Consider the following 24663-nt stretch of genomic DNA (forward strand, 5'->3'; position numbering starts at 1 on the left):
TATTTGAATACAAGTTTGAGGTTTCAATGAAAAAGTTAATTTATATCGCATTTTTAAGTTTAATAGGCTTAATGAGCGTACCTGCAAAAGCGAGTTTCCAATTAGAAACAATGACTGTTATTTTAGATGCTGGTGAAGAGCGCAAAGTATTTAGTGTAAAAAACACATCGAAAGAGCCTATCTTATTATCAACAAAAGTCTCTGATTTAGAAGGTTCTCAGCCTATGGCTAAAGATATTATGGTATCTCCGCCTATTGTTAGAATTGAACCAAATGAAAGCCAGCAAATAAATTTTGTTTTAAAGAAAGGGTTAGATTTAAAACAAGAACAGATTTTGCGTGTTTCTTTCCAAGGTGTCGGTGCCGTTAAGCAAAACTCTGCAAAAATGCCTATTCGCCAAGATGTGGCCATGCTGATTACGCCAGCTAATGGGGTATTAAGCCAAACACCTTGGAAAAATATCGCTGTTAATCAAAAAAATAATCAACTGACGTTGACGAATACAGGGGATCAAGTTGTTCGTTTATCACCTTCAGTCACGACATTACCGAGCAATGACGCTTATACCATTGATCAATTTTATTTAAGACCGAATGAAAGCAAAACTATTAATGTGAAAAACACAGTACAGGAGTTAGTGATTTCACCGTTAAGCCGTTACGGTTTTAAAACTCAAAATAATGACACTATAAAAGTCACTCATAATGGATAACTTTATCTATCGGTAGGACCGAGAATTAAATTTTTAATTAATCGTTCCAGTACAGGGAGATATATAAAATATGAAGAGCGTAGATGAAGATAGTAAACCCGAAAATCATGTTTACTCCGTAATAATCGGCAAAGAGCTGAAACGAATTCGTAAAAAGAAAGGTTTCTCGGGCTCTAAGGTGGCTAGTCAGTTAGGTATTTCACAGCAGCACTATTCACGATATGAATGTGGGAAATGCCGCATTTCTGTTGATACATTATTAAGTATTCTTTTTATTTTAGATTTTGATTTTGGAGACTTTTTTAGTGAGTTAAGGTTCCTGCTGAATAATGATTATCATGGTGAAATCCCAAATGTGAAGTTAAGTGATACTCACAAGGATATTGAAAGTTATTTTGATAAAACAAGTTAGAATTTAATCTTATTAAGAACTTTTCTTTATTTATTCTTTTCTACATTCATCTTGATTGTAAATCCGCCATTAGGCGGATTTTTTTATATTAAAGAGTGACTAATAAAATGCGAAATCAAGCTTACTGAATAGTTGTAATGTATTCTGCATTCCAAATATATTCTCCTGCTTGATTTGGGCATTTTCCTTTTAAGTGAGTTTCAATCTGTTTCTCTTTTTGCCCTGCTGGCATTTGAATGACTTGGGGCGGTTTATTGAGAATACTTTGGTTATCAAGAACAATATCAAAGTCATCAGGTAAATCATTAGATTTTACGGTTAACTCCATGTTTTTACTTTGCCCCATATATCCCACAAAGCCTACAGTCAATGGAATAACGGCTTCTAGATCATCATTGGGTGAACAGGACTTTAAATCAATGACAGCCGGTGCGCTGATATGAGGATACGCCATACTTGATGCATGTAAATTAACAATCGTATAGGTGAGAGTTGTCGGTCTAAACAGTATCTGTCCTCCGCTATAATCATTTGTCACTATGCTACAGTATAAAACCCAAGTTTCATCATTAAATCCTGACAGGCTCGTGACATATGTAAGTCCATTAATTGAATTATCCCCCCCAAAATAATTGAGTACTGTACCACTCCCATTGAGTCTAATTTTTCCATCATTAAAGGTTTCTGCATAGACCCCTAATCCATGACTATAGAAAACGGTTTTCATTTCCTCTAAGCTTGGCCAGCATGCAGATCGTAATGGACCTGATGTGCCGTCGGGATTACTGTAATCTACCTCAAATCTAAACAATGTACTTCTATTTGCGGACGTAATTTCTTCAATATATACATCTTTAATTTCTTTTAGAATAAATGTTGTTTCCGCATAAACAGACAGCGGAAACAATGAAACAATAAAAATAAATAACTGGCGCAATGTTGTTGACCTTACTGGTTAATTCGCAATTTACATCGGTTCGATAGTGACAGTAATCTGTCCATTAACGTCACCAACCGGGGTACTTGAAGTTGAGGCTACCTGCGGAACGACAGTGATTTCAGTCTTAACCCCATCTTTGGTGCTGTCTCTTTCCAAGGTGGCTGTTGTCGACGATAAATCAAGATAGTTTTCATCGAATTTTAAGCAGTAGCGCATAAAGTCAGCATCCGTTTTAATACAGGAGCCATCTGCTTCATTTGCTTTGAAGGTGTATTTATATTTGTTAGTGCCTGAACATGTGGCGGTCAAAGTAAATATTTTAGAATAAGTATCTAGGTCATCTCCGGTTGTTTTACCATTGAATACAGAACTCGGAATTTTATCTAAAGTAACGGTATCGGGTGCATCAAGTGAGCAGCCTGCCAAAACAGTCGCTTTTATTTTAACTAACGCACTTGCACTTTCCGCGCTGGCTAAGTTGATATTTGCGCCACTAACACAGGTGATGACCAAAATTAATTTCACGAGTTTATTGATAATTAAATTCATATTAAGCCTGTTATTTAAATAAATGATTAAAATAGTTTTGTTATTGACCAATGGTTATTGGCAATTAATATCGAATCGAATTAATGATTGCAGATCTGCATTTTCAGGTAACGAATATATGGCTTGGCACTGATTTTCATCGTCATATCCCCATTTGGCTGTTAATTCGCCAGAGGATTCGAGCCCAGATAAATAAACCTGTCCATCATCATTCACAATTGCCGTTTGGTGCCCAATCGAGACCAAGGTGCCGAAAGGCAAGTTTTTGCCATTTTTTACGATGTGAACCAGTGCGCGAGCACCTTGGCGAGTCACAAAGTTTGCTTTGACAATAGCGCCACGAGTCGGCACCGTCGTAAGAACGCTGTTTTCAATTTCTGTTTGTTCATCTAATTCGCTGCTATCTAGGGCAACACGATTTAAACGATATGGCGTTGCGTAAGGCTTTATGGTGTAACCGAGCCAATCTGTTTTCACACCACTGGTATGTTCGACGGGAATATCGCTCGCTCCCGGTGCCGAAATCAGAATGTTGGTCTCACCAAGGGGTTGACTAAAAATGATGCCGTCAGAGTGCAGGGTCACTGCACCAGAAATACCCGTTGAAACTTTACGGTAATCCTGACCGTAGCTATAACCGGCTTGAGTATTTCCATAGCCGCCTTGGTAGGCTAAGTTGATATTCCCGTCATTTCCATTACTCGATGAATATCCTTGAGCAACGTTCCAATTCAGGTTTTGTTGAGCCAGTAAACTTCCGCTTAAGCTGGTCTGCTGGACTAACTCTCCTTGGTTATCGTGGTTAACACTATAAGAGGCATACATTGACGGCGCTCCTTGAGGTAACCATTTCTGTAACGGGATGGATACCGTTAAGAAAATATTCCTATCCGTTGTTTTTACATCGTATTGATCAACATTTTTATTTAATCCATATGAGAGCGTGTAATTAATATCGCCAATCTGGCTACTCAACCCTGATTGTATGGACACCGAACTGCCATTTCGCTCCCAAAAACTCTGGCGGACACCGGTTAAATAAATAGAACCAACCCCTGTTATCTTTTGTGAGATATTGGTCTGTATTCTTTCACGCTTATTATCGTAAAGATTAAAATAGTCGGTATGGTTGGTTTTCAGTTCCCCATTGGTATCAAGGGTTTCATTTTGTGATAGCCAGCCAGACATCCGGTTTAACGATGTTTCTTGCAGGGTATAGTAGCCTCGGGTTGAGTAGCGATACCCAGTGAGTTGAAGGTTAGTGCCGGTTTCAGGGAAGGCTCGTGCGTATAGAAAACGCAGTGACTGTCCTTGATAGCGACTCCCATCGGTTAATTGGCTATTGGCATGGGTGATATCTGCTGAAAATGCCCCCCATGTCCCTAAGTTAAGGCCGGTACCAACTGCTCCTGCCAGATAGTTTTTAGCATATTGAACGCCGCCATACAGCGTTGTTAATGACGATGCTCCCCAGATAAGCGTCGTTTCTCCAAATTGAGTCGTATCATAATTGCTGTTATCCGAGCGAAGCTCACCGGCGGTCAGGCTATAACTCATTCGACCTTCTCGTAATAACAGCGGAACAGAGGAATAGGGCACGATAAATGATTGAATATCGCCGTTAGCTTCAAGAATACTGACTTGCAAGTCACCACTCGAACTCATGGCGTTTAAGTCGGTAATGGCGAACTCACCAGGCGCGACATTAGCTTGGTAAATTAAATAATCATTTTGGCGAATTTCAATGGTCGCATTACTGTTTGCTACGCCGCGGATAATCGGCGAAAACCCTTGTTGACTAGAAGGGTACATACTTTCGTCCGTTCGCAATTGTGCGCCTCGAAAAGCCAGTGAATCGAAAACGGTATTATTAGTTGAACTGTCGCCTAATACTAAACGGCTTCGCCAAGGGATGATCCCTCGCTCGACATAGCTGTTGAGATGTTGCCAGTTATTTTCTTGATTATGTTTGCTTTTATAGCTGGTCCATGTCCGGTTATCACGGTATCTCCAGCTCCCTAAATTGACGCCATTTCTTAGATTCAAATAGATATTTTTACTGAAATCGTGCTGATATTGGTTATCAGTGACACCTAATGTATAGCTGGTAAATAATGCATTAATTCCTTCATCCCATTGGTTTGTTGGGATTTCATCTTTGGCTAAATTATTTAATGCTATTTGAGGAATACTGATATTCAATTTCATTTTCGGAAAATCAAATTCAGTGCTCGCATTAGGAATTAATTGCGCCAGAGGAATACATTGATGGTTGTCCGATTGCAGCAATGGAAGGCTATCAATATTGACTCCCAGCTCAGCCAGTTCCTGCGGCGTTAACAGTGGGATTAACCCTGTTTGGTCTGCTACGAATTTAGGTAATTGGTCATCTTGCTTTTGGCAATCTTGTGCTTTGACAAAGGTAATATTTCTTCTGTATTTGAGATTGCCATTCAATAAAACATCAACGTCATAGGTTCCTGGTAATTGTGAACCTTGGCTTACGAAAGTACTTAAGTCAGCAATATGCTCTGAATCGATAGAGATCAAAGAAGGTGGAAAATAGTAATTTTCTCCCTCTTGGGCGTTAGTGCTTGGTATTACAAAAAGGCAGATAAATAAGTATGAGGGTCTCAAATGGTTATTGATGATTTTTTTGTATTTTTTTAGTGAAACGAACATAGAAAACCTTATTTCCATTTGAAATAAAATAGATTAATTCTTAATTGAAAATGGCTGGTTTTGGTGAAGTGATCCCACCAAAATCATTGATTGAACTGAACGTCAATTTACTGGTATCAAACCCTGCTGGTGCATTAACCTCAATATGACTAAATGGTGCGATCATCGTTGATGGTAATTCATTATTTCCTGAATGAAGATCCGTTAAGGTCATGTAATACGGTGATGGATTTGATATTTTAATTTTTTGGTTATCAATCTTGCTAAATCGGATAAGGTTTTCTGCTTCCTTTGGTGTGATCTTTAATCCTTTTGGTCGAACGAAAAGTTTAACTCGAGTTACAGCCGCAAGGATTAATGCATTCTTATCAGCTAATTCATTCCGATCAAGGGATGGAATAGCCTTTACATTAAAATAAAATAGAGATTCTTTATCTTTCGCTAATTGTTCACCCACATAAACTAATCGAATAGTATTTTCATTTCTTGGTGCGCTAGTAAATAAAGGGGGAGTGGAAATAAAATCGCTTATTTTATTTCCTTTAGCATCTTCAATCCAAGTTTGAACTAGAAAAGCTGATTTGTCTGAGGTATTTCGAATACCCGTGGTAATTTGCTTACTTTCTTGTGGGTAAATAATTCGGGTGCTATCAAGTGTAATTCCACCAGCTAAACAAAGAGAAGAAAAACCAAAATAGAATAACGAAACCAGCCATTGATAATAATGACTTGCTTTAGGTAGCGAAAACATAAAAACTCCGGATATAAAATAATGCGCACCCGCTATGACACGGGTGCAAAGACAGAAATATTACTGATAAGTAATCGTGAAATTGGCAGATGCGTTAGCAGAACCCGCAGTAACTTCATTTGCTAATGCGATGTACTGTGCTTGGAAGCGTAATGTGCTGTCACCTTCATTCAACTTAATAGCATCCGTTGCCTTTGAGCCATTAACAGTTACTAACTTATTGTTTTGTAAAATTTGGATGCCCACGCCAGTTGCGATTGTTTGCCCACTTTGAGATGCTACTGGAGCAAGGATTTTTTCTTCGTCAAGAATGGTATTACCATCAAAAGTCAGAGAGGCATTTTTAAATGTTTCAGTTGCACATCCGGTTAATTTAATATCAAAGCCAACGGGTGATGATACAGAATCTTTACCATCAAAACCATCTTGGCGGTATTGACCTAAATTAACAGTTTGTGAAGCATCATCATTATCAATAACGCAAGGGGTATTCACAATGGTACCCGCAAAATTAACAACGCCACCACTGACAGTCACAGGAGCTAATTCTTCTGGAGCATTAGGTTCTCCTTCTGCAAATACATTTGCAGATAAAGCTAGAGAAATAGGCAATGCGATAGCGATTAACTTAAATTTCATTATATTACTTTCCATTAGATAAAATTTTAAAAGGGGTTATTTCTTTTTTGGTGCTTGCATTCAAAATAAAGCATGCACTCCGAAAAATACATTTATGTATTTTTGAGATTGCCTACATGAATTACACCGTCAGTTTCTAACTCGTCAATAAGTAAATTGAAAAGTCTATTTTGTTCTGGTTTTATTACCTTATTACTAAATTCATCAAAGGGGATATTTAATACATTTAAAAGTCTTAAAATACTTTCAATGCTTAATGTCGATATCCCTCTTTCATATCTTGATATTTGTTGCTGACTGACTGATATTAAGGATGCTAATTCTTTTTCAGATAATCCTTTGCTTATCCGTGCATTTCTAATAAAACGTCCTATTTTTTCATTTAGTTTCATTATATTGATAATTAGTTAATTACCTAGGTTGGTTAAATATGAGTTGTTTAATTGGATGATTTCAAAACGAGGCGAATTGTAGATAGGTTAAATAATGATGTAAATACTCAAAATATGATGAAATATAATGTTACATTCAAATGAAATAAAAACCCTAGAATATTGGCTATTAAATTACTCTTTTTATGAGTTAAATCTTAAGTGAAATAAAAGATTTTTTGGATAATGACGTAGATCAATAAATAAAATCTATTTACTAATCCCGAAATGAAATAAAATGATACAATATATAATATTTGCTTTCATTTTGCACTTTTGGTTACTCATTATGAGGGTTTTTATGGTGTGCTGTATTGCGGTGAAGTCTGTTTTTATAAAGAAATAAACTATTTAAATATTAATTAATACAGTCCATTAGCTGACAATTAACAATTGTAAGCGAGTATTTATAGTTAATTTAATGAAAACAAAATCCCCACGAATTAAATAATGTAGAGTGGGGATTTATTTTATTATGATACTTAATGATGAATGAGACGCATTAATTGTTGTTGAGCATTGGCGAGTCCAGTCTCATAACCTTCGGGTTTCATATCTAAACCTTCTGCGTAGATAAACTGAACATCATTAATACCCATTAACCCTAATACAGAGTTTAAATAAGGGGTAATTGCATCGGTCTCTTGCCCGTAATGAATACCGCCTCGAGCACTAAATACCAGCGCTTTGACATTTTCCACTAACCCCAGTGGGTAGGTTGCGGTATAGCGAAAAGTTTCTCTAGCACGAACCACTAAATCAAACCAATTTTTCAATTCAGTTGGTACATTGAGATTGTACATTGGCGCACCAAGGAGCAGTAAATCACTCTCTTTAAGCTCAGCAATAAGCTGGTCAGAAAGCTCTGTGGTATTTTTTAAATCAGAATTGCTAATTTCTGCGCCTCTTAATGCTGCGAAACGGGCTTGATTAAGAACGGGTAATGGATTTTCTGCCACATCACGCTCGATAACACAGTCTTGATAGCCTTGGGCTTTACGTTCATCCAGATATTGCTGAATTAAGGTATTGGTTTGCGATTGTGCACCGTTAATACTGGATTTGATAACTAAAATTTTCATGGAATTGTTCCTTATCAATTTAGGATGTAGTCAGTATATCTGGCTTGATAAGTTGACAATGAGTGATATTCTTTCCTTATATTGTTTCCAAATGAGCACCAATATGAACAAGTTAGATTTGAACTGTTTACCTATTTTTATTGCTGTGGTTGAAAGTGGAAATTTTACCGCGGCATCTGAGCGGCTACATGTAACTCGTTCAGCAGTGAGTAAAAGTATTTCACGTTTAGAAAATAGCCTAGGCGTTGCACTGTTTCAGCGAACCACCCGTCAGCAAACATTAACGGATGATGGAATGGTGCTGTATGAATATGCGAGTCATGCGCTGAACTCTCTGCAAGAAGCGTCAAACTTCTTGGAAAGCGGCAAGCGTAATGTCGAAGGGAAGGTCTGCATTACCGCGCCTAGGCTATTGGGAAACTTATATGTTATCCCGCTACTGATTGAATTAATGAACCTTTACCCTAAATTGGAAATTGAAACGTTATTGAATGACCGGAATGTGGATTTACAGCAAGAAGGGGTTCATGTCGCAGTGCGAGTGGGGCAACTTGCTGATTCAAACCAATTGATTGCACATGAAATTGGTCACCATAAAATGATTTTTTGTGCATCACCCGATTATTTAACGGCAAACGGTACGCCGACGGCACTCAGCGAATTAGAAAAGCATCAGCTTATTGCCTACACACAGGGCGGGCACATTTTGCCTTGGCAAGTGTATGATCGAGCTCAGCAAGAGCACCGCTATTTACCCACCAGTAAATTGATTATGGATGATATGCAAACAATTATGTTGGCGACAATAAAAGGGGCGGGAATTGCGTATTTGCCTCAGTGGCTGGCACAAGGAAAAATACATTCGGGACAGCTTGTTGAGATTTTATCTGACTATCAAAGTGCTCGTTACCCAATTTCTGTCGTGTGGGTTGCTACGTCCTTTCTACCGCTAAAAATAAGAGTGGTTATCGATACGATTCGTGAAAAGTTAGCCTTAAGTTTAAGGTCAGAATAACGAAATTATAAACAGTGAGCCTCTTCACAATGTGAGGGTTTTTATTGAACATGCCTTGCTCTTGGTGAAATTTTAATTCTATATTCGTTATATGTTATGAAATTTAATTTCTTAAATAATCATAACGATTCCGTTATAAAAAACACCACGATGTTATTCGCACATTATAAAACCGATAAAGTGAGGCAAGGCATGAAATTAATCACCCTATTTGCAGCAGCAACCTTGTTAGTGACTGCCAGCGTGGCAGCAAAAGAGTACCCCATTCATCATACTGCGCAGATCAATTCCCTTGAAGATGCTCAAAAATCGGCGGTTTGGGATCAAGCTGAAGTGCTCACTGACTTCACGTATCCGTGGGAAAATGAGACGCCACCAAAAACTGATTTCCGTGCATTATGGAGTGATAATGCACTTTATTTTCGCTTTATTGCTGACGATAAAGATATCCAGCTAGGCAAAGATGCTGATAAAGATCAGGCGGTATTGGATTCAGACCGTGTGGAATTATTTTTTGCAACCAGCCCTGAGTTAAAACCGTATTACACGGCTGAAATGGACCCTTCTGGGCGTACATTTGACGCGAAAGCCAATTTTTACCGAGAAGTGGATCCAAGCTGGAATTGGCAAACACTAAAAACGGTGGGACAAATTACCCCTGAAGGCTATGTGTTAACGGGGAAAATCGATCTGGATGAATTCACCAAGCTGAATCTTTGGCAAGATAATGACAAGAAAACCTTGATGTGCGCCATTCTGCGCGGCGAATTTAGTGCCGGTGAGCCTAAGCAAGTGCGTAAGTGGATCAGCTGGATCAAGCCGGATTCAGTGAAGCCAGACTTCCATATCCCTTCCGCTTTCGGAAGCTGTAAGCTCGTCAAATAACCCTCATCCGGTGGCAGCCTTAAACGCTTTATAAAGTTGCCACCGGTTCTTTCACACTTTTTCATGTTGTTGTTGTGAGACCAGTCACGTAAATCATCACAAGTGAATAACTTGTAATGATTAGGATTGAAATTAAAATTCATAAATAGTATTTTTTAATGAAATATAGTTTCAGTTGAGGTGTGCCATGTCAGTAACCGAAAATACGCTTAGTGATTGTTTGAACAATGAACTTAATCAGGACACATTGCAGTTTTCTCGCTTAGATACCTTATCGATGTTAACGGTGATCAATCAGGCTGATAGCACGGTAGCAACGGCATTACAATCGGTATTGCCAGAACTCGCCAATGTGGTGGATGTGATTGCGGATCGTTTAAAACAAGGCGGGCGGATCTTTTATGTGGGCGCTGGCACCAGTGGTCGACTGGCGGTATTAGACAGCGCAGAGTGTCCGCCAACATTTGGTACATCGCCAGAAATGGTGCAATCGATTATTGCGGGCGGTCATTCAGCCATGCTGAAAGCCGTTGAAAATATTGAAGACTCAACGGAAGCATCGGTAGAAGAACTACGGGCACGCGGTGCAACGGAAAAAGATGTGATTATTGGTATTGCGGCAAGTGGACGAACGCCATTTACCTTAGCGGCGATTGAATATGGTAATCAAATCGGGGCATTAACCGTGGGGATAACCACCCGTGGACACGGTTTGCTCAGTGATTTAGCGCAGTATGCCATTGCGCCGGATGTGGGGGCGGAAGTACTTTCTGGCTCTACGCGCATGAAAAGTGGCACTGCACAAAAAATGATTTTAGGCATGCTAAGCACCTGTGTCATGGGACGCTTAGGGCGAATTCATACCAATTTAATGGTCGATGTGATGGCGAGTAATATTAAATTACTGCGTCGTGCTGAACGTATTGTTGGGGAAGTGTGCGGGATTGATGTAGACACTGCGGCAGCATTATTGAAGCAAGTGGATTATCACCCGCGCCGCGCCATTTTGATGCATGAATTGAATATTACTGCACAACAAGCGACAGAGATTGTTCAGTGTAACCCGAACACCAGTTTGGATTCGATGCTAAACAGTCACAGTGAATAGCGTAAAACATAACATAAACAGAGTCATAACTCAGTCGACACCGGGGAAATCCTATGGCTAATAAGATAGAACATCTGGAAGTGCTCGCCAGAGAAATAGAAAAATATGCGGGCGGGTTTGAAAACGTGGGTACCTTAACCCACTGTATGACGCGTATCCGTCTGGTTTTAAAAGATAATAGCAAGTTTGATGCAGATGCGCTTAAGCAAGTGGAGGGCGTGAAGGGTGTTGTCTTTAATGGTGAACAACAACAAGTGATTGTGGGCATGGGGACGGCGGCGAAAGTCTTCTCTGTGATGAATAAAAGAATGCAAAACAGCGGCGTAGCAAGTGATGAAAGTACACCATCAGCGCCAGAGAAAAAATCGTTCTCTATCCGCCGTATGCTGAATACATTAGCCGCAATTTTTGTCCCAACCATTCCTGCGTTAATTGGTTGCGGTCTGATTATGGGGCTGATTAATATTATGCGCTTAGTGGCACCAGGCGTGGTGGATCAGTTCCCTGAGCTGTTTAAATTATTAAAGCTGATCGGTAGCGCAGTATTTACCTATTTATCCATTATGATTGGGGTAAATACCGCGAAAGAATTAGGCGCATCCACGTCGATTGGTGCTGTGATGGCGGGGCTTTTAGCGATGCCGGGCTTAGCTGATATCACCTTATTTGGTGAAAAACTCCAACCGAATAGCGGCGGGATTTTCGCGGTGCTGATGGTGGTGGTGTTCTCCTCTAAGTTTGAAGTGTGGTTTAGGGGCATCATTAAAGAGAGTTTAGATCTGATTGTGACGCCATTTGTGACGATTTTAGTCTCTGCAATGGTGGCGTTAGTCGTCTTCCAACCGGCGGGTCATTATCTGAACCAAGTGCTGGCACAAGGGGTTTCTGTGGCGCTACTGAGTAGTGGTGGCGGGGCCGTAGCAACGGGTGGCATCTTAGGTGGCAGCTTCCTATTCTTATTACTGACTGGTCTGCACCAAGGTTTGATCCCAATTCATGCGGAAATTCTACAAACTTTTGGTTTGAACTATTTATTCCCAATCTTAGCCATGGGCGGAATGGGGCAAGTGGGGTCATGTTTCTGGGTGTTCCTGAAAACCAAAAACCAGCGTTTAAAGAAAACCTTAGTGGGCGCGTTACCCGTCGGTATCTTCGGCGTGGGTGAGCCATTACTGTTCGGTGTTTCCTTACCGCTGGGTAAACCGTTTATTGCTGGCTGTATCGGTGGTGCCGCAGGCGGTGCGCTGATGGCGTTCTTCCATGTGGGGATTATCATTCCATTTGGTACCGCAGGCTTGTCCTTAATTCCGCTGGTGGGTGATGGGCAGATTCTGGATTTTCTGATTGCGGTAGCAGGCGCATGGATTGTCGGTTTCATTGCCAGTATGATAATAGGCTTCAACGATCCAGAAAAATAATAAGAAGGTATAGCCATGTCAGCACTGACAGTAAAATTGGAAAGCTTATTGACGAGAGGCAAAGGCACAGAGCAGCGTATTGCGAAGTTTTTGCTGGAATATCGCGATAGCCTTGTGGCAATGAATGCCGCTGAATTGGCTCGTGAGGCTGGCGTGAGCAGCGCATCCGTCATTCGTTTTGCAAGGCAAATGGGCTATCGTGGCTATCCTGAATTCAAAGTCGATTATTTATCTGATGAGAAGCAACACAAAGCGGAAAGTTTGTATGGCAATCTGAGCCGTAACGATGATACGGCTCAGATTATCGCTAAATCTGGGCAGTTATTTATTAGTGCCATTGAAAAATCCTTAGAACTGCTAGAGCCCGCCGCGGTTGATGCCGTCGCGCAAAAATTGGTTGAAGCGAAGCGCATTGTGCTATTTGGTATTGGCTCATCAGCGATTGTGGCGAATGATATTTTCCATAAACTGATTCGCGTTAATAAATCGGCGTTATTTAGCCCTGACTTGCATGTGCAGCTGAGCTATTCGGCAAATTTAGGTGAAGGGGATCTCGCGATCGCCGTGACAGCAAGGGGAAATACGCCAGAAGTTAACCGAATGCTGAAGTCGGCGCATGAAAATGGCTGCACGACGATTGCTTTAACGCGCTTTGGGCAAGATGACGCGGCGCGTCTCGCGGATTTAACGCTGCCATATTACTATGATGAACAACACTCTCAGCTGGGGGTGATCACACCTCAAGTGTTGCAGATGGTGATATTCGATACGCTATTTTTCAAATATTTAACCCTTGCCAATGAAGATGCAGACATCGCATTGCAAAAAGGTCGACAAGCCGTTACTCAGGCAGGATAAACCACCATGATTGTCACAGAGTTAGCCATCGGCGCACTGATTGGCTTGATTATAAGCACAACCGGTGTGGGCGGTGGTGTGATTGTTTTACCCATACTGACTTATTTTTTTGGGCTTAACGCCTTAGCCGCAGTGGCAACGGCCAACTTTCTCTCTATGTTGATGAAGGTCTCTTCGTCATACATGCATTTTCGGCTAGGCAATATTCCCTTAAAAGGAGCGCTGATTGTCTTGGCGATTATGTTGCCAAGTACGTTTTTATCCAGCTTGTTTGTGACGTGGCTAGGCAGTATCCCTGCTTATGAAAAACAGGTGGAGTGGGGCATTAATCTGTTGGTCTCCGCCGCCATTATTTTTTCATTGTATTTATTTATTCAACGGATGTTTTTTGCTAATCCGCGTAAAAAAGTTGCCGTGAAAGAAAACCAATTGAAAGCGATGGCGATCCCGGCGGTATTGGCGGGAATTGTATTAGGCGCAACTGGGGTTGGCGGCGGAGTGGTCGTTCTACCCATGTTATTGCGTTATATGGATTTAAATATTAAGCAAGCCATTGGCACATCAATTGTGGTGACGACGGTGTTATCAGGCTCTTCGGCGCTGGCTTATGCGCAAGATGGTCACACGGATTTAAAACTGGCATTAATTTTATGTGTAGGGGCACTGTTAGTGATGCCGCTAGCGAAATATTTGCTGGTGAAATTATCTGAGCGAACTTTCCAATATATTACGTTATTGCTGATTTTATGCAGTGCGGTGATGATGACATGGAAAGTGATTATGCCATAAAGGTGAAATGATTTTTTCTTGCTCGTCTACGTTATTTCATTTATCTGAAGTTGATAGTTTAAATATCGTTATATTTAAACTATCAACATTGGTTTCTATTTAATTCCCATCTAAAAAAGAAAATCAATTTTTAATAAATTTATAAATATAATTGATTTCTTGTTCTCTTAATTGAAAAAATATTATCATTAATAAAATATTGGACTATAATAAATTTTTATTAATTGAAAATGAATCTATTTTTGATTTTCATTGTTGAATTTTAAAGTATGGCGCTATCTTTTTTGTATATGTAATAATTGATGTTGTTTTTTTTGCTTTAAACAATTGATATTGAAGTAGATGCTCTTATAAAGATACGGTATGTAATTAATTTTAAATTGCGATTTATATTTTGGAAAACACATTATTTGTTTTTCAAGAGTATTGAAAAGCATCAATCCCAAATGATTATATTATGAAATATCAGTTAACACATATGTGTAGTCAATCAACACAGTTTTATGGTGTTGAAACAAACTTAAACCTAGAGCAATTTCAACAAGCGTGTGCTTATATTCAGTTAATTAGAGATAAGCTACCTAGTTTTTCATCTTCGGATGATTATTTAACTGAGTGTGAAACTCTTTTTCTTCTTCAGATGTTTTATGGCTTTATACCATTATATGAAAATAGTGAAGTGGATGCGATTGTTGATGTTCATCATAACTGGGAATGTTATGTCATTGGTGGGAATTTAGCGTCAATAAACCAATATGCGATATGTAATGCAAGCATTATTATGTTGGAATTTCTTCGCTATAAATTACAGACAAAACTCAATACTTATTCTAATGAGAAAATAAAAGTTGATTTAGCTCGGCTAGATTCCTTATTAAGCGGCCATTTTTTAAAAAAAGAATGGGCGCTGAAAGATATTTATGGATATGACCTTACGGGTATTCAATTTTTAAGAAGTGATAAAGTTGAATTAATCTCTAAAGAGCATGAAATAGAACCAAGGACACGGGGATATTTAATCCCCGAGATTTCGTTGTGATTAGCCGAAAGATTTTTAAAACGGGTATTAGGCTATTTTCTTTTCATTATGCTCATCTTGGAGGTTTGCGCTAAGGTTAATCCTTTAGTTTCTGGCGCAAACAGGATGGAAACCACTAAGCCGACTAACGAAACGCCAGCCCCCATGAGCACCACATGGCTAATGCCATATTCGTGAATAAAGACAGGCAGTGCCCATGTTGAAAAAATGGTTCCGATGCGGCTTATAGACATAATCACGCCAACAGCGGAAGCACGAATATCGGTCGGAAAAAGCTCGTTCGGATACAGCCATTGTAATATCCCTGGACCACCAGAAAAGAAAGCGTAAATACCGAACATAATGATTACCAAGCAGATCCCCAAGTTGGAGAATAAGCCAAGGATTGCCAAAGCGCAGGTCATAATTGCAAAGCTGCCAATTAGTAAAGGTCTTCTGCCCATTTTGTTGAGCCAGTACATTGCAGGTAAGCAGCCGAGCATAAAGAATAGGCTAATGACGACATTGCCGAGCGCGGCATTTTTCCCTTGATCCCAACCAAGTTCCCCGACAATTTGCGGGCCAAATGTGTAAATGGCAAACATGGGGATCACTTGGCAAGTCCAAATCGCTGCGGTGAATAAGACAAAAGAGAAGTGCCGCTTGGTAAAAATATCAATAAAGCGGGTTTTCTTTTGCTCTTCGGCCTCAAATACCACGGGCTGACCGAATAATTTGGTCATCATCTTTTGGCATTCTTGATGCCGACCTTTGCGGATCAGCCAAAGTGGCGACTCAGGTAAATCAAAACGACCAATCAAAATCACGATGCAGGGAATTACGGCACTCCCAAGCATCCAGCGCCAGCCATCTTCAACATCGTATAAAGCATAGCCCACAAGGTTGGCGCAAGTGGCACCGACGTACCACATCGCGGCAATAAACCCGACAGCAAAAGCACGCTGTTTAGTATTGGAAAATTCGGTGATCATCGACGTGGCTATCGGGTAGTCAGCCCCGATGACTATGCCTATTAAAAAGCGCATTAATAGAAGCTGCAAAGGCGTTGAAACAAACATAGTGGCGACGGAGATTGCCCCAATAGCCACAATATCAATCAGGAACATTTTACGGCGACCGACTTGGTCGCAGATATAACCAAATAAAGAGGTACCGATAAACAGCCCCGCTAACGTGGCCGCACCGAGTAAACCAATCCACTCATTACTTAAATTAAGCACTGGAGTGAGTTGCTCTAAGGCAACGCCAATGAGGACTAATACGTAACCGTCAAGAAAAGGCCCACCGCTGCCCCACAACATAATGCGGCGGTGGACTGAGGAAAACTGGATGTCATCAAAGCTTTTAGGTTGCATAGTCGTTACCTGCATTAGCGCAATAAAATAAAAAAAGCTCTCGAAGCAACATAACTTTATGGGATAACTTCGCTTCGAGAGTAAGCGCTAGCTATATCAGCCGTATCGAAACTCAATACCGAAGGTACCGCGTGGATATTCCCATTTTTCCAGTGCGCTACCGAGACCCAGAATGCGGCATGTCCCACATTCAAGACAGCCGGCATAATCAAAACGCACCGAGCCATCATCTTGTTTTTTATACAAACCTGCTGGGCAGGCTTTGGTTAATGTTTCGAGTACCGCCATATCAGGTTGCTCTTTGATAACGATATGGGGGATCTCTTCATCGACATTAAATTTGTTAATACCGAGTTTGACATCAACGTTTACGGGAGCACTCATATCGCTCTCACTCCTTTAATTCCATCTTTAATTAGATTCATAAAGCCGACTTTTTTCGCATGTTGCAGCATGGTTTTGCGCAGAGGCACAGGGGCTTCATCTGAGATGGTGAACAGTTTTTTGGCAATACCAAGTGCCATCTCCGGGTATGCGGTGAACATGCGCGGGTTATCTAAGAATTCAGGCATTCTTTGGTAGGCTTTCATATCGCGCAATGGACCTTGTTCCAGCAAGGTGAGGTATTCGCTTAGGCCTTGCTTGCTAAAGTCCTCTTTTTTCATTGCGCTGAGTACGGCTTGAGCTGCGGCTTCACCTGAAGCGACGGCTAAGTCCATACCGCGGATGGTAAAGCCTAAGTTCATGCACATACCTGCGGCATCGCCAGCAACAAGAACACCATCTCGAACCAGTTCAGATTGCATTTTTAAACCAGCTTCAGGCACCACATGGGCGGCGTATTCAATCATTTTTCCGCCTTCAATTAATGGTGCGACAGCAGGGTGCTGTTTAAAATCTTCGAGCATTTGTGGAACGGATTTTTTGGCGTCTTTGATGTGGTGTAGACCACAGACCAGCCCTAACGAAATCGTATCTTCGTTGGTGTAAAGGAAACCACCGCCCATCAAACCATCGGTTGGCGAGCCTGCAAATAGCCACGCAACACCTTCGTTACCTTGAAGGTTAAAGCGGTTTTGTAAAACGTCTTTTGGTAGCTCAATCAGCTCTTTGACGCCGACAGCGACATGCTCGGCACTGACGCGTTTTGTCATGCCCAATTGTTCTGCTAGAAGGGAATTTACACCGTCAGCGAGGATCACCACTTTGGCTTCGAGTACATCACCGTCAGCTTCGACACCAACGACTTTGCCATCACGTTCAACCAGCTTATCAACGCGGATCCCAGTGATGCATTGTGCACCTGCATTTTCAGCTTGTTCAGCTAACCATGGATCCAGTTTTCCACGCAGGATGGACCATGAGGTTTCTTCGGGTTTTTGTGGGTCACCATTTTGGTAATCCACCGTCATTGCACCGGTTTCGGTCATAAAAGAGAGCTTTTCGTGGGTGATCATGCGCTCAATAGGCGCTTCTTTGGTAAATCCAGGAATGATCCGCTCTAAACTGTGAGCATACATGCGCCCACCTGTTACGTTCTTGCCGCCCGCATAGTTTCCTCTTTCAATTAGGAGAACTTGAGCACCTTCACGGGCAAGTACCAGTGCAGCAACTGAGCCAGCCAGACCAGCTCCTACTATGATTGCATCAAAAATATCATCGGACATAGTGTCTCCAAACTTAATACAGTAGTGAGGGAGTTCCCCCACTACTTAGGATGTTTATTTGGCCAGTTGCTGAGTCAATGCTGGAAGAATTTTAAAGAGATCCCCAACAATTCCGTAGTCTGCAAATTGGAAGATAGGGGCATTTTTGTCTTTGTTGATGGCAACAATTGTTTGAGCGCCATTGGCGCCAACCATGTGTTGTATCTGCCCTGAAATACCGACTGCCAGATACAGTTCAGGTTTGATCATCAGGTTGGAAATACCCACATAGCGTTCATGCTCCATCCATTTTTCGTTTTCAGCCACAGGGCGCGAACACGCAATTTCAGCACCAATGGAATCCGCTAATGCTTTAGCAATGGCAATATTTTCTTGGCTACCGATGCCTCGACCCACACTGACCACAAGGCGCGCTTTGTCTAACTCAACGGAGTTACCTGCTTTTTGCTGAACCGAGGTACGTACAACAGATTGTTTCGGTTTAATCCATTGTGCAACTTGGGCTGTGCCGCTAAGTGATGCATTACTTGATGCGGAATCAAAAGTCCCAGTCGCCACTGTGGCGATGGAAAATGAGCTGCTTAATGTTTCACTGCCGAACGCCAAACCGCCATAGACCATGTGTTTGATAACTGGCTTGTTATCTTCGATGACGACAGTGGTAGCATCATTCGATACAGCGGCTTGCAGTCTTGCGCCTAAACGTGCCGCCAATAGTTTTCCACGGCGTGTATTTGGCAATAACAGCAGTCCGGTATCACCATGTTGCTTGATCACATCGACGACGGTATCTGCATAATCTTCGATAATGCGGTCATCAGGTTTGCCGGATAATTGAATAACTTGGTTCGCACCGAGTTGAAAAGCTTGAGTGGTTTGCGCGTCATCCAATGCGAGAACGTTGACATGTTCACCAAGAGTCTGCGCGCCGCCGATCAGTTCAGGTAAGCGAGAAGTCATGTCACTCAGTACCCAAACGGTTGATAATTTGCTCATAACTCCCCCTATTATTTAATGATTTTTCTTAAATGTTCAGCGAACTGTGCAACTTGATCATCGCCATCGCCTTCAATAATGATGCGCTGACGAACTTTTTGTTTTGGTGCAGCAATCGATTGAGCCGATAACGCCGCCACATGACCAAGACCGATATCAGCAGCCGTCCATGCTTGAACCGGTTTTTTCGCCGCACCTAAAATGGCTTTCATCGATGGAATAACAGGGACGTTAATGTCTGAAGTCACAGCAATAACCGCAGGCAGTGGAATGGATAACGTTTCGATTTCGTCTTCGAGTTCACGTTCAACAACAATGGTATCTGGTGCAATAGAGAGGATTTTTTTGACCCCGTTAATGGCAGGAACTTGCAGCTCCTCTCCCATTAAAATACTGACTTGCTGGGCGTTGAGGTCAGCAGAGCCATCACCGCACAGAATCAAATCAAAGCCCACTTTTTTGGCGGCAGCACTAAGGGCAATCGCGCTTTGATGCGGCAGGGCATATTCGAATTGGTCTTCAACCACCACGACTAATTCATCGGGACCACGGGATAAAACGTCTTTACGACCTTTCATGTTGGTCAGTGCTTTGCCACCAATACTTAACGCAATAACTTTGCTTTCTGGTTGCTGCGCTTTTATTTGATTCGCAGCTTCAATGGCATTTAAATCATATTGACTAATTTTAGTGTCAGCGCGAGAAAAATCTAAAGAGCCATCTGAGCTATTAACAACAATATCTTGTTCATCAGGAACAGATTTGTAGCATGTAATAATATTCATTACATCTCCTAGAATAAAATAAATGGAACAGTTGTGGTTTAATATTTATATGAGTATCACGAACTGGATATTTAAAAATAAAACCTACATCACCAATATTGAATGCCTTAAATTAAAGCGGGTTTAAATATTCATACTGTTACATTACTCACCAATACTGTAAAAATCATCAAGTTAGCAATCTAATGTTCAATATTGCTAGCTTAATCACCAATACTGAATGAGTTTAATAACATTAACCTAACATTATATTTCATCGCTTTGTTTTTATTGGTTTATTTTTCTGTTTTTGACGTAAAAGTTAATAACAAATTTTTATCACGAATAATATTGTGACCTTAATAACAGAATTGTTATTGGTGAGCCGACATGATTCAAATAGTAAATAAATTAATTAATCTTTAATTGGCTATTGATAATAAGTAATTGGGCATATTTAAGAGGCGTTTATTTAGAAGTCATTAAATGAATGTTAAATATTTATTGTTTTAAAACTTATGTATTAAATAATAAATTGGAATAGACCTATGAGCAAAGAAAATAAAAAGGTCGGAATAGAACCGAAAGTTTTTTTCCCACCATTAATTATTGTCGGGTTACTGTGCTGGTTAACAGTACGTGACCTCGATGCATCAAACGAAGTGATTAACCAAGTCTTTAGCTATGTCACCAATGTCTGGGGATGGGCATTTGAATGGTATATGGTCATTATGTTTGGTGGTTGGTTTTGGTTAATTTTCGGACCTTATGCGAAGAAACGTTTAGGGGATGAAAAGCCAGAATTTAGCCGAGCTGGCTGGATTTTTATGATGTTCGCATCTTGTACTTCAGCCGCGGTGCTGTTCTGGGGATCGATTGAAATTTATTACTATATTTCATCGCCGCCGTTTGATTTTGCACCTTATTCTAATGAAGCTAAAAGTATCGGATTAGCTTACAGCTTGTTCCATTGGGGACCGCTGCCGTGGGCAACTTACAGCTTCCTCTCTGTTGCTTTCGCTTACTTTTTCTTTGTTCGTAAAATGGATGTGATCCGCCCAAGTAGTACGCTGGCTCCGCTGGTGGGTGAGAAGCGTGCCAATGGCTGGTTTGGTACCATTATCGACAACTTCTATTTGGTTGCATTGATTTTAGCGATGGGAACCAGCTTGGGTCTGGCAACACCGCTGGTGACTGAATGTATTCAATATCTGTTTGGTATTCCACATACCTTGCAGCTTGATGCGATCATTATCTTCTGCTGGATCATCCTCAATGCGGTGTGTGTAGCATTTGGTCTGCAAAAAGGGGTGAAAGCCGCCAGTGATGTACGCAGCTATTTAAGTTTCTTAATGCTTGGATGGGTGCTTATTGTCAGTGGTGCGAGCTTTATCGCCAACTATTTTACAGACTCTGTCGGCGTATTATTAATGTATATGCCACGCATGCTGTTCTATACCGATGCAGTTGGCAAAGGTGGATTCCCTCAAGGTTGGACCGTGTTTTACTGGGCTTGGTGGGTTATCTACGCGATTCAAATGTGTATTTTCCTCGCACGTATTTCCAAAGGACGTACTGTTCGTGAACTGTGTTTAGGTATGGTTGCGGGCTTAACCGCAGGTACTACCTTAATTTGGACCATTCTCGGCAGTAACACGCTCCAACTGATTGATAAAAATGTCATTAACATTCCTAAGTTGATTGAAGAGTTCGGTGTTGCACGAGCCATCATTGAAACTTGGGCCGCTTTACCTTTGAGCACTGTAACAATTTGGGGCTTCTTCATCCTCTGCTTTATCGCCACTGTCACACTGATTAACGCCTGTTCATACACTCTCGCTATGTCGACTTGTCGCGCAGTGAAAGATGGAGAGGAGCCACCGTTATTAGTGCGTATTGGTTGGTCTGTACTTGTCGGCGTGATTGGCATTGTCTTACTGGCATTAGGCGGATTGAAACCCATTCAAACGGCGATTATTGCCGGAGGATGCCCACTTTTTTTCGTGAACATCATGGTAACGCTCTCCTTTATTAAAGATGCAAGAGTGCATTGGAAAAACGATTAATTTTACTCAGAAATAATATTTCAGAAACAACATTGAAGAGGTTATTGATATGGATTTTAGATTGAATGATGAGCAGGAACTGTTTGTCGCAGGGATCCGTGAACTGATGGCAAGTGAGAACTGGGAAAGCTATTTCGCTGAATGTGACCGTGAAAGCAAATACCCAGAGCGTTTTGTAAAAGCCTTAGCGGATATGGAAATTGATAACCTACTGATCCCTGAAGAGCACGGTGGCTTAAATGCAGGTTTTATTACGGTTGCTGCGGTATGGATGGAATTAGGTCGCTTGGGTGCTCCTACCTATGTTCTGTACCAATTACCGGGTGGTTTTAATACGGTTCTGCGTGAAGGTACTCAAGAGCAAATCGACAAAATCATGGCGTTCCGTGGTACGGGTAAACAGATGTGGAACTCCGCTATTACTGAACCGGGTGCAGGTTCTGACGTTGGTAGTTTACAAACGACATACACTCGCCGTAATGGAAAAGTGTACTTAAACGGTAGCAAATGCTTTATCACCAGTAGTGCGTACACACCATACATCGTGGTGATGAGCCGCGATGCGGATTCACCGGATAAACCTGTTTTCACTGAGTGGTTCTTAGATATGAGCAAGCCGGGTATCAAGGTGAACAAACTTGAAAAACTGGGTCTGCGCATGGATAGCTGCTGCGAAATTACGTTTGACAACGTTGAGCTTGATGAAAAAGACATGTTTGGTCGTGAAGGCAACGGCTTTAACCGTGTGAAAGAAGAGTTTGATCATGAGCGCTTCTTAGTGGCATTGACCAACTACGGTACAGCAATGTGTGCGTTTGAAGATGCGGCGCGCTATGCCAACCAACGTGTTCAATTTGGTGAAGCCATCGGTCGTTATCAATTAATTCAAGAAAAATTTGCACATATGGCGATCAAGCTCAATTCGATGCGCAACATGTTATATGAAACTGCATGGAAGAGTGACAACGGTTTAATCACCTCTGGTGATGCGGCAATGTGTAAATACTTCTGTGCAAACGCAGCATTTGCAGTTGTGGATTCAGCAATGCAAGTCCTCGGTGGTGTGGGTATTGCAGGTGAACACCGTATCGCACGTTTCTGGCGTGACCTGCGCGTGGATCGTGTATCGGGCGGTTCAGATGAAATGCAAATACTGACATTAGGTCGTAGCGTACTGAAACAGTACCGCTAATCGAGGTTTGTCGTTGATTGATCTCCTGAGATTCTCGGGAGATCACTTTAGTTTCACAGGAGATGAGAAAATGGCAGAGCATTTACCAATGCCCGAGTTTGGCCCGCTATCTGGGGTTAGGGTGGTATTTTCAGGGATTGAAATTGCAGGCCCATTTGCCGGACAAATGTTCGCAGAGTGGGGCGCAGAGGTTATTTGGATCGAAAACGTCGCATGGGCTGACACTATTCGCGTTCAACCTAACTACCCGCAACTATCTCGCCGCAATCTACGGGCGCTATCGCTGAACATCTTTAAAGATGAAGGCCGAGAAGCGTTCCTTAAACTGATGGAAACGACGGATATTTTTATCGAAGCCAGTAAAGGTCCAGCCTTTGCGCGCAGAGGGATCACCGATGAATTGTTGTGGGAGCATAACCCGAAATTAGTGATCGCCCACTTATCAGGCTTCGGACAATACGGCGACCCGCAATACACCAACCTTGCGGCGTATAACACCATTGCGCAAGCATTCAGCGGTTATTTAATTCAAAACGGTGATAAAGATCAGCCAATGCCGGCATTCCCGTATACCGCAGACTATTTTTCTGGCATGACCGCCACCACCTCCGCTTTAGCGGCGCTGTATAAAGTTCAAAAAACAGGTAAAGGCGAAAGTATTGATATTGCCATGTACGAAGTGATGCTGCGTATGGGGCAATATTTCATGATGGACTACTTTAACGGCGGCGAAATTTGCCCACGAATGACAAAAGGGAAAGACCCATATTATGCCGGTTGCGGTCTCTATAGCTGTAAAGACGGTTATATCGTAATGGAGATTGTGGGTATTACTCAGATCCAAGAAATCTTCAAAGATATTGGTCTTGCTCACTTATTGGGTACACCGGAAATTCCTGAAGGTACGCAGCTCATTCACCGTGTTGAGTGTCCGTATGGTCCACTTGTTGAAGAAAAATTAGATGAGTGGCTAGGGGCGCGTGACATTGATGTGGTTTTAGCGCGTTTGGCGGAGCTGAATATTGCCAGTGCCAAGGTGCTTACCATTCCAGAATTAGAAACCAATCCACAATATATTGCCCGCGAATCTATCACCAGTTGGCAAACCATGGACGGGCGTACCTGTCGTGGTCCAAATGTGATGCCAAAATTCAAAAACAATCCGGGGCAAATCTGGCGCGGCATGCCATCTCACGGCATGGACACGTCGGATATTCTGCAAAACATTGGTTATAACGAAAATGAGATTAGGGGGCTGGTCGAGAAAGGGCTGGCTAAAATTGTTGAGTAATTCAATGACTATTCAGTTCAA

At 41.5% G+C, this 24663-nt stretch carries 24 protein-coding genes; 12 read left to right on the plus strand and 12 right to left on the minus strand.

The window, feature by feature from the left end:
* Positions 1–26: 26 nt before the first annotated feature.
* A complete protein-coding gene (locus tag ACIH2S_RS04375; protein ID WP_108479465.1) occupies positions 27–713 on the plus strand; it encodes a fimbria/pilus chaperone family protein in 687 nt (228 codons plus the stop codon).
* Between the two features lie 70 nt (positions 714–783).
* Positions 784–1125: a helix-turn-helix domain-containing protein gene (locus tag ACIH2S_RS04380; protein WP_108479464.1), complete on the plus strand. Its 342-nt coding sequence runs from the start codon at positions 784–786 to the stop codon at positions 1123–1125.
* Positions 1126–1246: 121 nt separating this feature from the next.
* On the opposite strand, the gene ACIH2S_RS04385 is transcribed toward ACIH2S_RS04380, so the two are convergent.
* From ACIH2S_RS04385 to ACIH2S_RS04415, 7 genes are all read right to left on the minus strand, one after another.
* On the minus strand, positions 1247–2062 hold the full coding sequence (locus tag ACIH2S_RS04385; RefSeq protein WP_349487987.1) for a hypothetical protein: 816 nt from the start codon (positions 2060–2062) through the stop codon (positions 1247–1249).
* A gap of 30 nt (positions 2063–2092) precedes the next feature.
* The gene (locus ACIH2S_RS04390) at positions 2093–2614 is read right to left on the minus strand and encodes a hypothetical protein (RefSeq protein WP_108479462.1); all 522 of its coding nucleotides are present in this window, start codon (positions 2612–2614) and stop codon (positions 2093–2095) included.
* A gap of 54 nt (positions 2615–2668) precedes the next feature.
* Positions 2669–5296 carry a fimbria/pilus outer membrane usher protein gene (locus tag ACIH2S_RS04395; protein ID WP_321146754.1) on the minus strand — a complete coding sequence of 876 codons (2628 nt, stop codon included), beginning with the start codon at positions 5294–5296 and terminating at the stop codon, positions 2669–2671.
* 40 nt (positions 5297–5336) lie between these two features.
* On the minus strand, positions 5337–6047 hold the full coding sequence (locus ACIH2S_RS04400) for a fimbria/pilus periplasmic chaperone (protein ID WP_036954075.1): 711 nt from the start codon (positions 6045–6047) through the stop codon (positions 5337–5339).
* A gap of 60 nt (positions 6048–6107) precedes the next feature.
* Positions 6108–6686 carry a fimbrial protein gene (locus ACIH2S_RS04405; RefSeq protein ID WP_154600404.1) on the minus strand — a complete coding sequence of 193 codons (579 nt, stop codon included), beginning with the start codon at positions 6684–6686 and terminating at the stop codon, positions 6108–6110.
* 92 nt (positions 6687–6778) lie between these two features.
* A complete protein-coding gene (locus ACIH2S_RS04410) occupies positions 6779–7078 on the minus strand; it encodes a helix-turn-helix domain-containing protein (protein ID WP_036954081.1) in 300 nt (99 codons plus the stop codon).
* A 521-nt stretch (positions 7079–7599) separates the two neighbouring features.
* The gene (locus tag ACIH2S_RS04415) at positions 7600–8199 is read right to left on the minus strand and encodes an FMN-dependent NADH-azoreductase (RefSeq protein WP_036954084.1); all 600 of its coding nucleotides are present in this window, start codon (positions 8197–8199) and stop codon (positions 7600–7602) included.
* Between the two features lie 103 nt (positions 8200–8302).
* Here ACIH2S_RS04415 and ACIH2S_RS04420 point away from each other — a divergent pair, with 103 nt between their 5' ends.
* From ACIH2S_RS04420 to ACIH2S_RS04450, 7 genes are all read left to right on the plus strand, one after another.
* Entirely contained in the window at positions 8303–9214 is a 912-nt protein-coding gene (locus ACIH2S_RS04420; RefSeq protein WP_430248171.1) for a LysR family transcriptional regulator, read from the plus strand.
* 192 nt (positions 9215–9406) lie between these two features.
* Positions 9407–10099 carry a carbohydrate-binding family 9-like protein gene (locus ACIH2S_RS04425; protein ID WP_272534998.1) on the plus strand — a complete coding sequence of 231 codons (693 nt, stop codon included), beginning with the start codon at positions 9407–9409 and terminating at the stop codon, positions 10097–10099.
* Positions 10100–10286: 187 nt separating this feature from the next.
* Entirely contained in the window at positions 10287–11207 is a 921-nt protein-coding gene (gene murQ / locus ACIH2S_RS04430) for an N-acetylmuramic acid 6-phosphate etherase (RefSeq protein WP_036954092.1), read from the plus strand.
* 53 nt (positions 11208–11260) lie between these two features.
* Entirely contained in the window at positions 11261–12625 is a 1365-nt protein-coding gene (locus tag ACIH2S_RS04435) for a PTS transporter subunit EIIC (RefSeq protein WP_272535000.1), read from the plus strand.
* Between the two features lie 15 nt (positions 12626–12640).
* Positions 12641–13483, plus strand: coding sequence for a MurR/RpiR family transcriptional regulator (locus ACIH2S_RS04440; protein WP_036954098.1), 843 nt, complete (start codon positions 12641–12643; stop codon positions 13481–13483).
* 6 nt (positions 13484–13489) lie between these two features.
* On the plus strand, positions 13490–14272 hold the full coding sequence (locus ACIH2S_RS04445) for a sulfite exporter TauE/SafE family protein (protein ID WP_036954101.1): 783 nt from the start codon (positions 13490–13492) through the stop codon (positions 14270–14272).
* A 457-nt stretch (positions 14273–14729) separates the two neighbouring features.
* Positions 14730–15311 (plus strand): hypothetical protein, encoded by a 582-nt coding sequence (locus ACIH2S_RS04450; RefSeq protein WP_051422722.1) that lies wholly within the window; start codon positions 14730–14732, stop codon positions 15309–15311.
* Between the two features lie 32 nt (positions 15312–15343).
* Here the strand turns inward: ACIH2S_RS04450 and ACIH2S_RS04455 are convergent, their stop codons facing one another.
* From ACIH2S_RS04455 to fixA, 5 genes are all read right to left on the minus strand, one after another.
* Entirely contained in the window at positions 15344–16666 is a 1323-nt protein-coding gene (locus ACIH2S_RS04455) for an MFS transporter (RefSeq protein WP_108479456.1), read from the minus strand.
* A gap of 96 nt (positions 16667–16762) precedes the next feature.
* Positions 16763–17050, minus strand: a complete 288-nt coding sequence (gene fixX, locus ACIH2S_RS04460) for a ferredoxin-like protein FixX (protein ID WP_036954107.1) — start codon at positions 17048–17050, stop codon at positions 16763–16765.
* Positions 17047–18333 carry an FAD-dependent oxidoreductase FixC gene (fixC, locus tag ACIH2S_RS04465; protein WP_036954109.1) on the minus strand — a complete coding sequence of 429 codons (1287 nt, stop codon included), beginning with the start codon at positions 18331–18333 and terminating at the stop codon, positions 17047–17049. Before fixC ends, fixX begins: the two co-directional genes overlap by 4 nt.
* A gap of 54 nt (positions 18334–18387) precedes the next feature.
* On the minus strand, positions 18388–19329 hold the full coding sequence (locus ACIH2S_RS04470; protein WP_108479455.1) for an FAD-binding protein: 942 nt from the start codon (positions 19327–19329) through the stop codon (positions 18388–18390).
* Between the two features lie 11 nt (positions 19330–19340).
* Positions 19341–20114, minus strand: coding sequence for a putative electron transfer flavoprotein FixA (gene fixA / locus ACIH2S_RS04475; protein WP_108479454.1), 774 nt, complete (start codon positions 20112–20114; stop codon positions 19341–19343).
* Positions 20115–20641: 527 nt separating this feature from the next.
* Between fixA and caiT the strand changes: the two genes are divergently transcribed.
* From caiT to caiB, 3 genes are all read left to right on the plus strand, one after another.
* Complete coding sequence (gene caiT, locus ACIH2S_RS04480; protein WP_036954118.1) at positions 20642–22159, plus strand: L-carnitine/gamma-butyrobetaine antiporter; 1518 nt, start codon at positions 20642–20644, stop codon at positions 22157–22159.
* A gap of 49 nt (positions 22160–22208) precedes the next feature.
* Positions 22209–23351, plus strand: coding sequence for a crotonobetainyl-CoA dehydrogenase (gene caiA, locus ACIH2S_RS04485; protein WP_036954121.1), 1143 nt, complete (start codon positions 22209–22211; stop codon positions 23349–23351).
* A gap of 70 nt (positions 23352–23421) precedes the next feature.
* On the plus strand, positions 23422–24642 hold the full coding sequence (caiB, locus tag ACIH2S_RS04490) for an L-carnitine CoA-transferase (protein ID WP_108479453.1): 1221 nt from the start codon (positions 23422–23424) through the stop codon (positions 24640–24642).
* The last annotated feature ends 21 nt before the right edge of the window (positions 24643–24663 follow it).

The sequence above is a fragment of the Providencia lanzhouensis genome (assembly GCF_050469745.1).
GTDB classification, from domain to species: Bacteria; Pseudomonadota; Gammaproteobacteria; order Enterobacterales; family Enterobacteriaceae; genus Providencia; species Providencia lanzhouensis.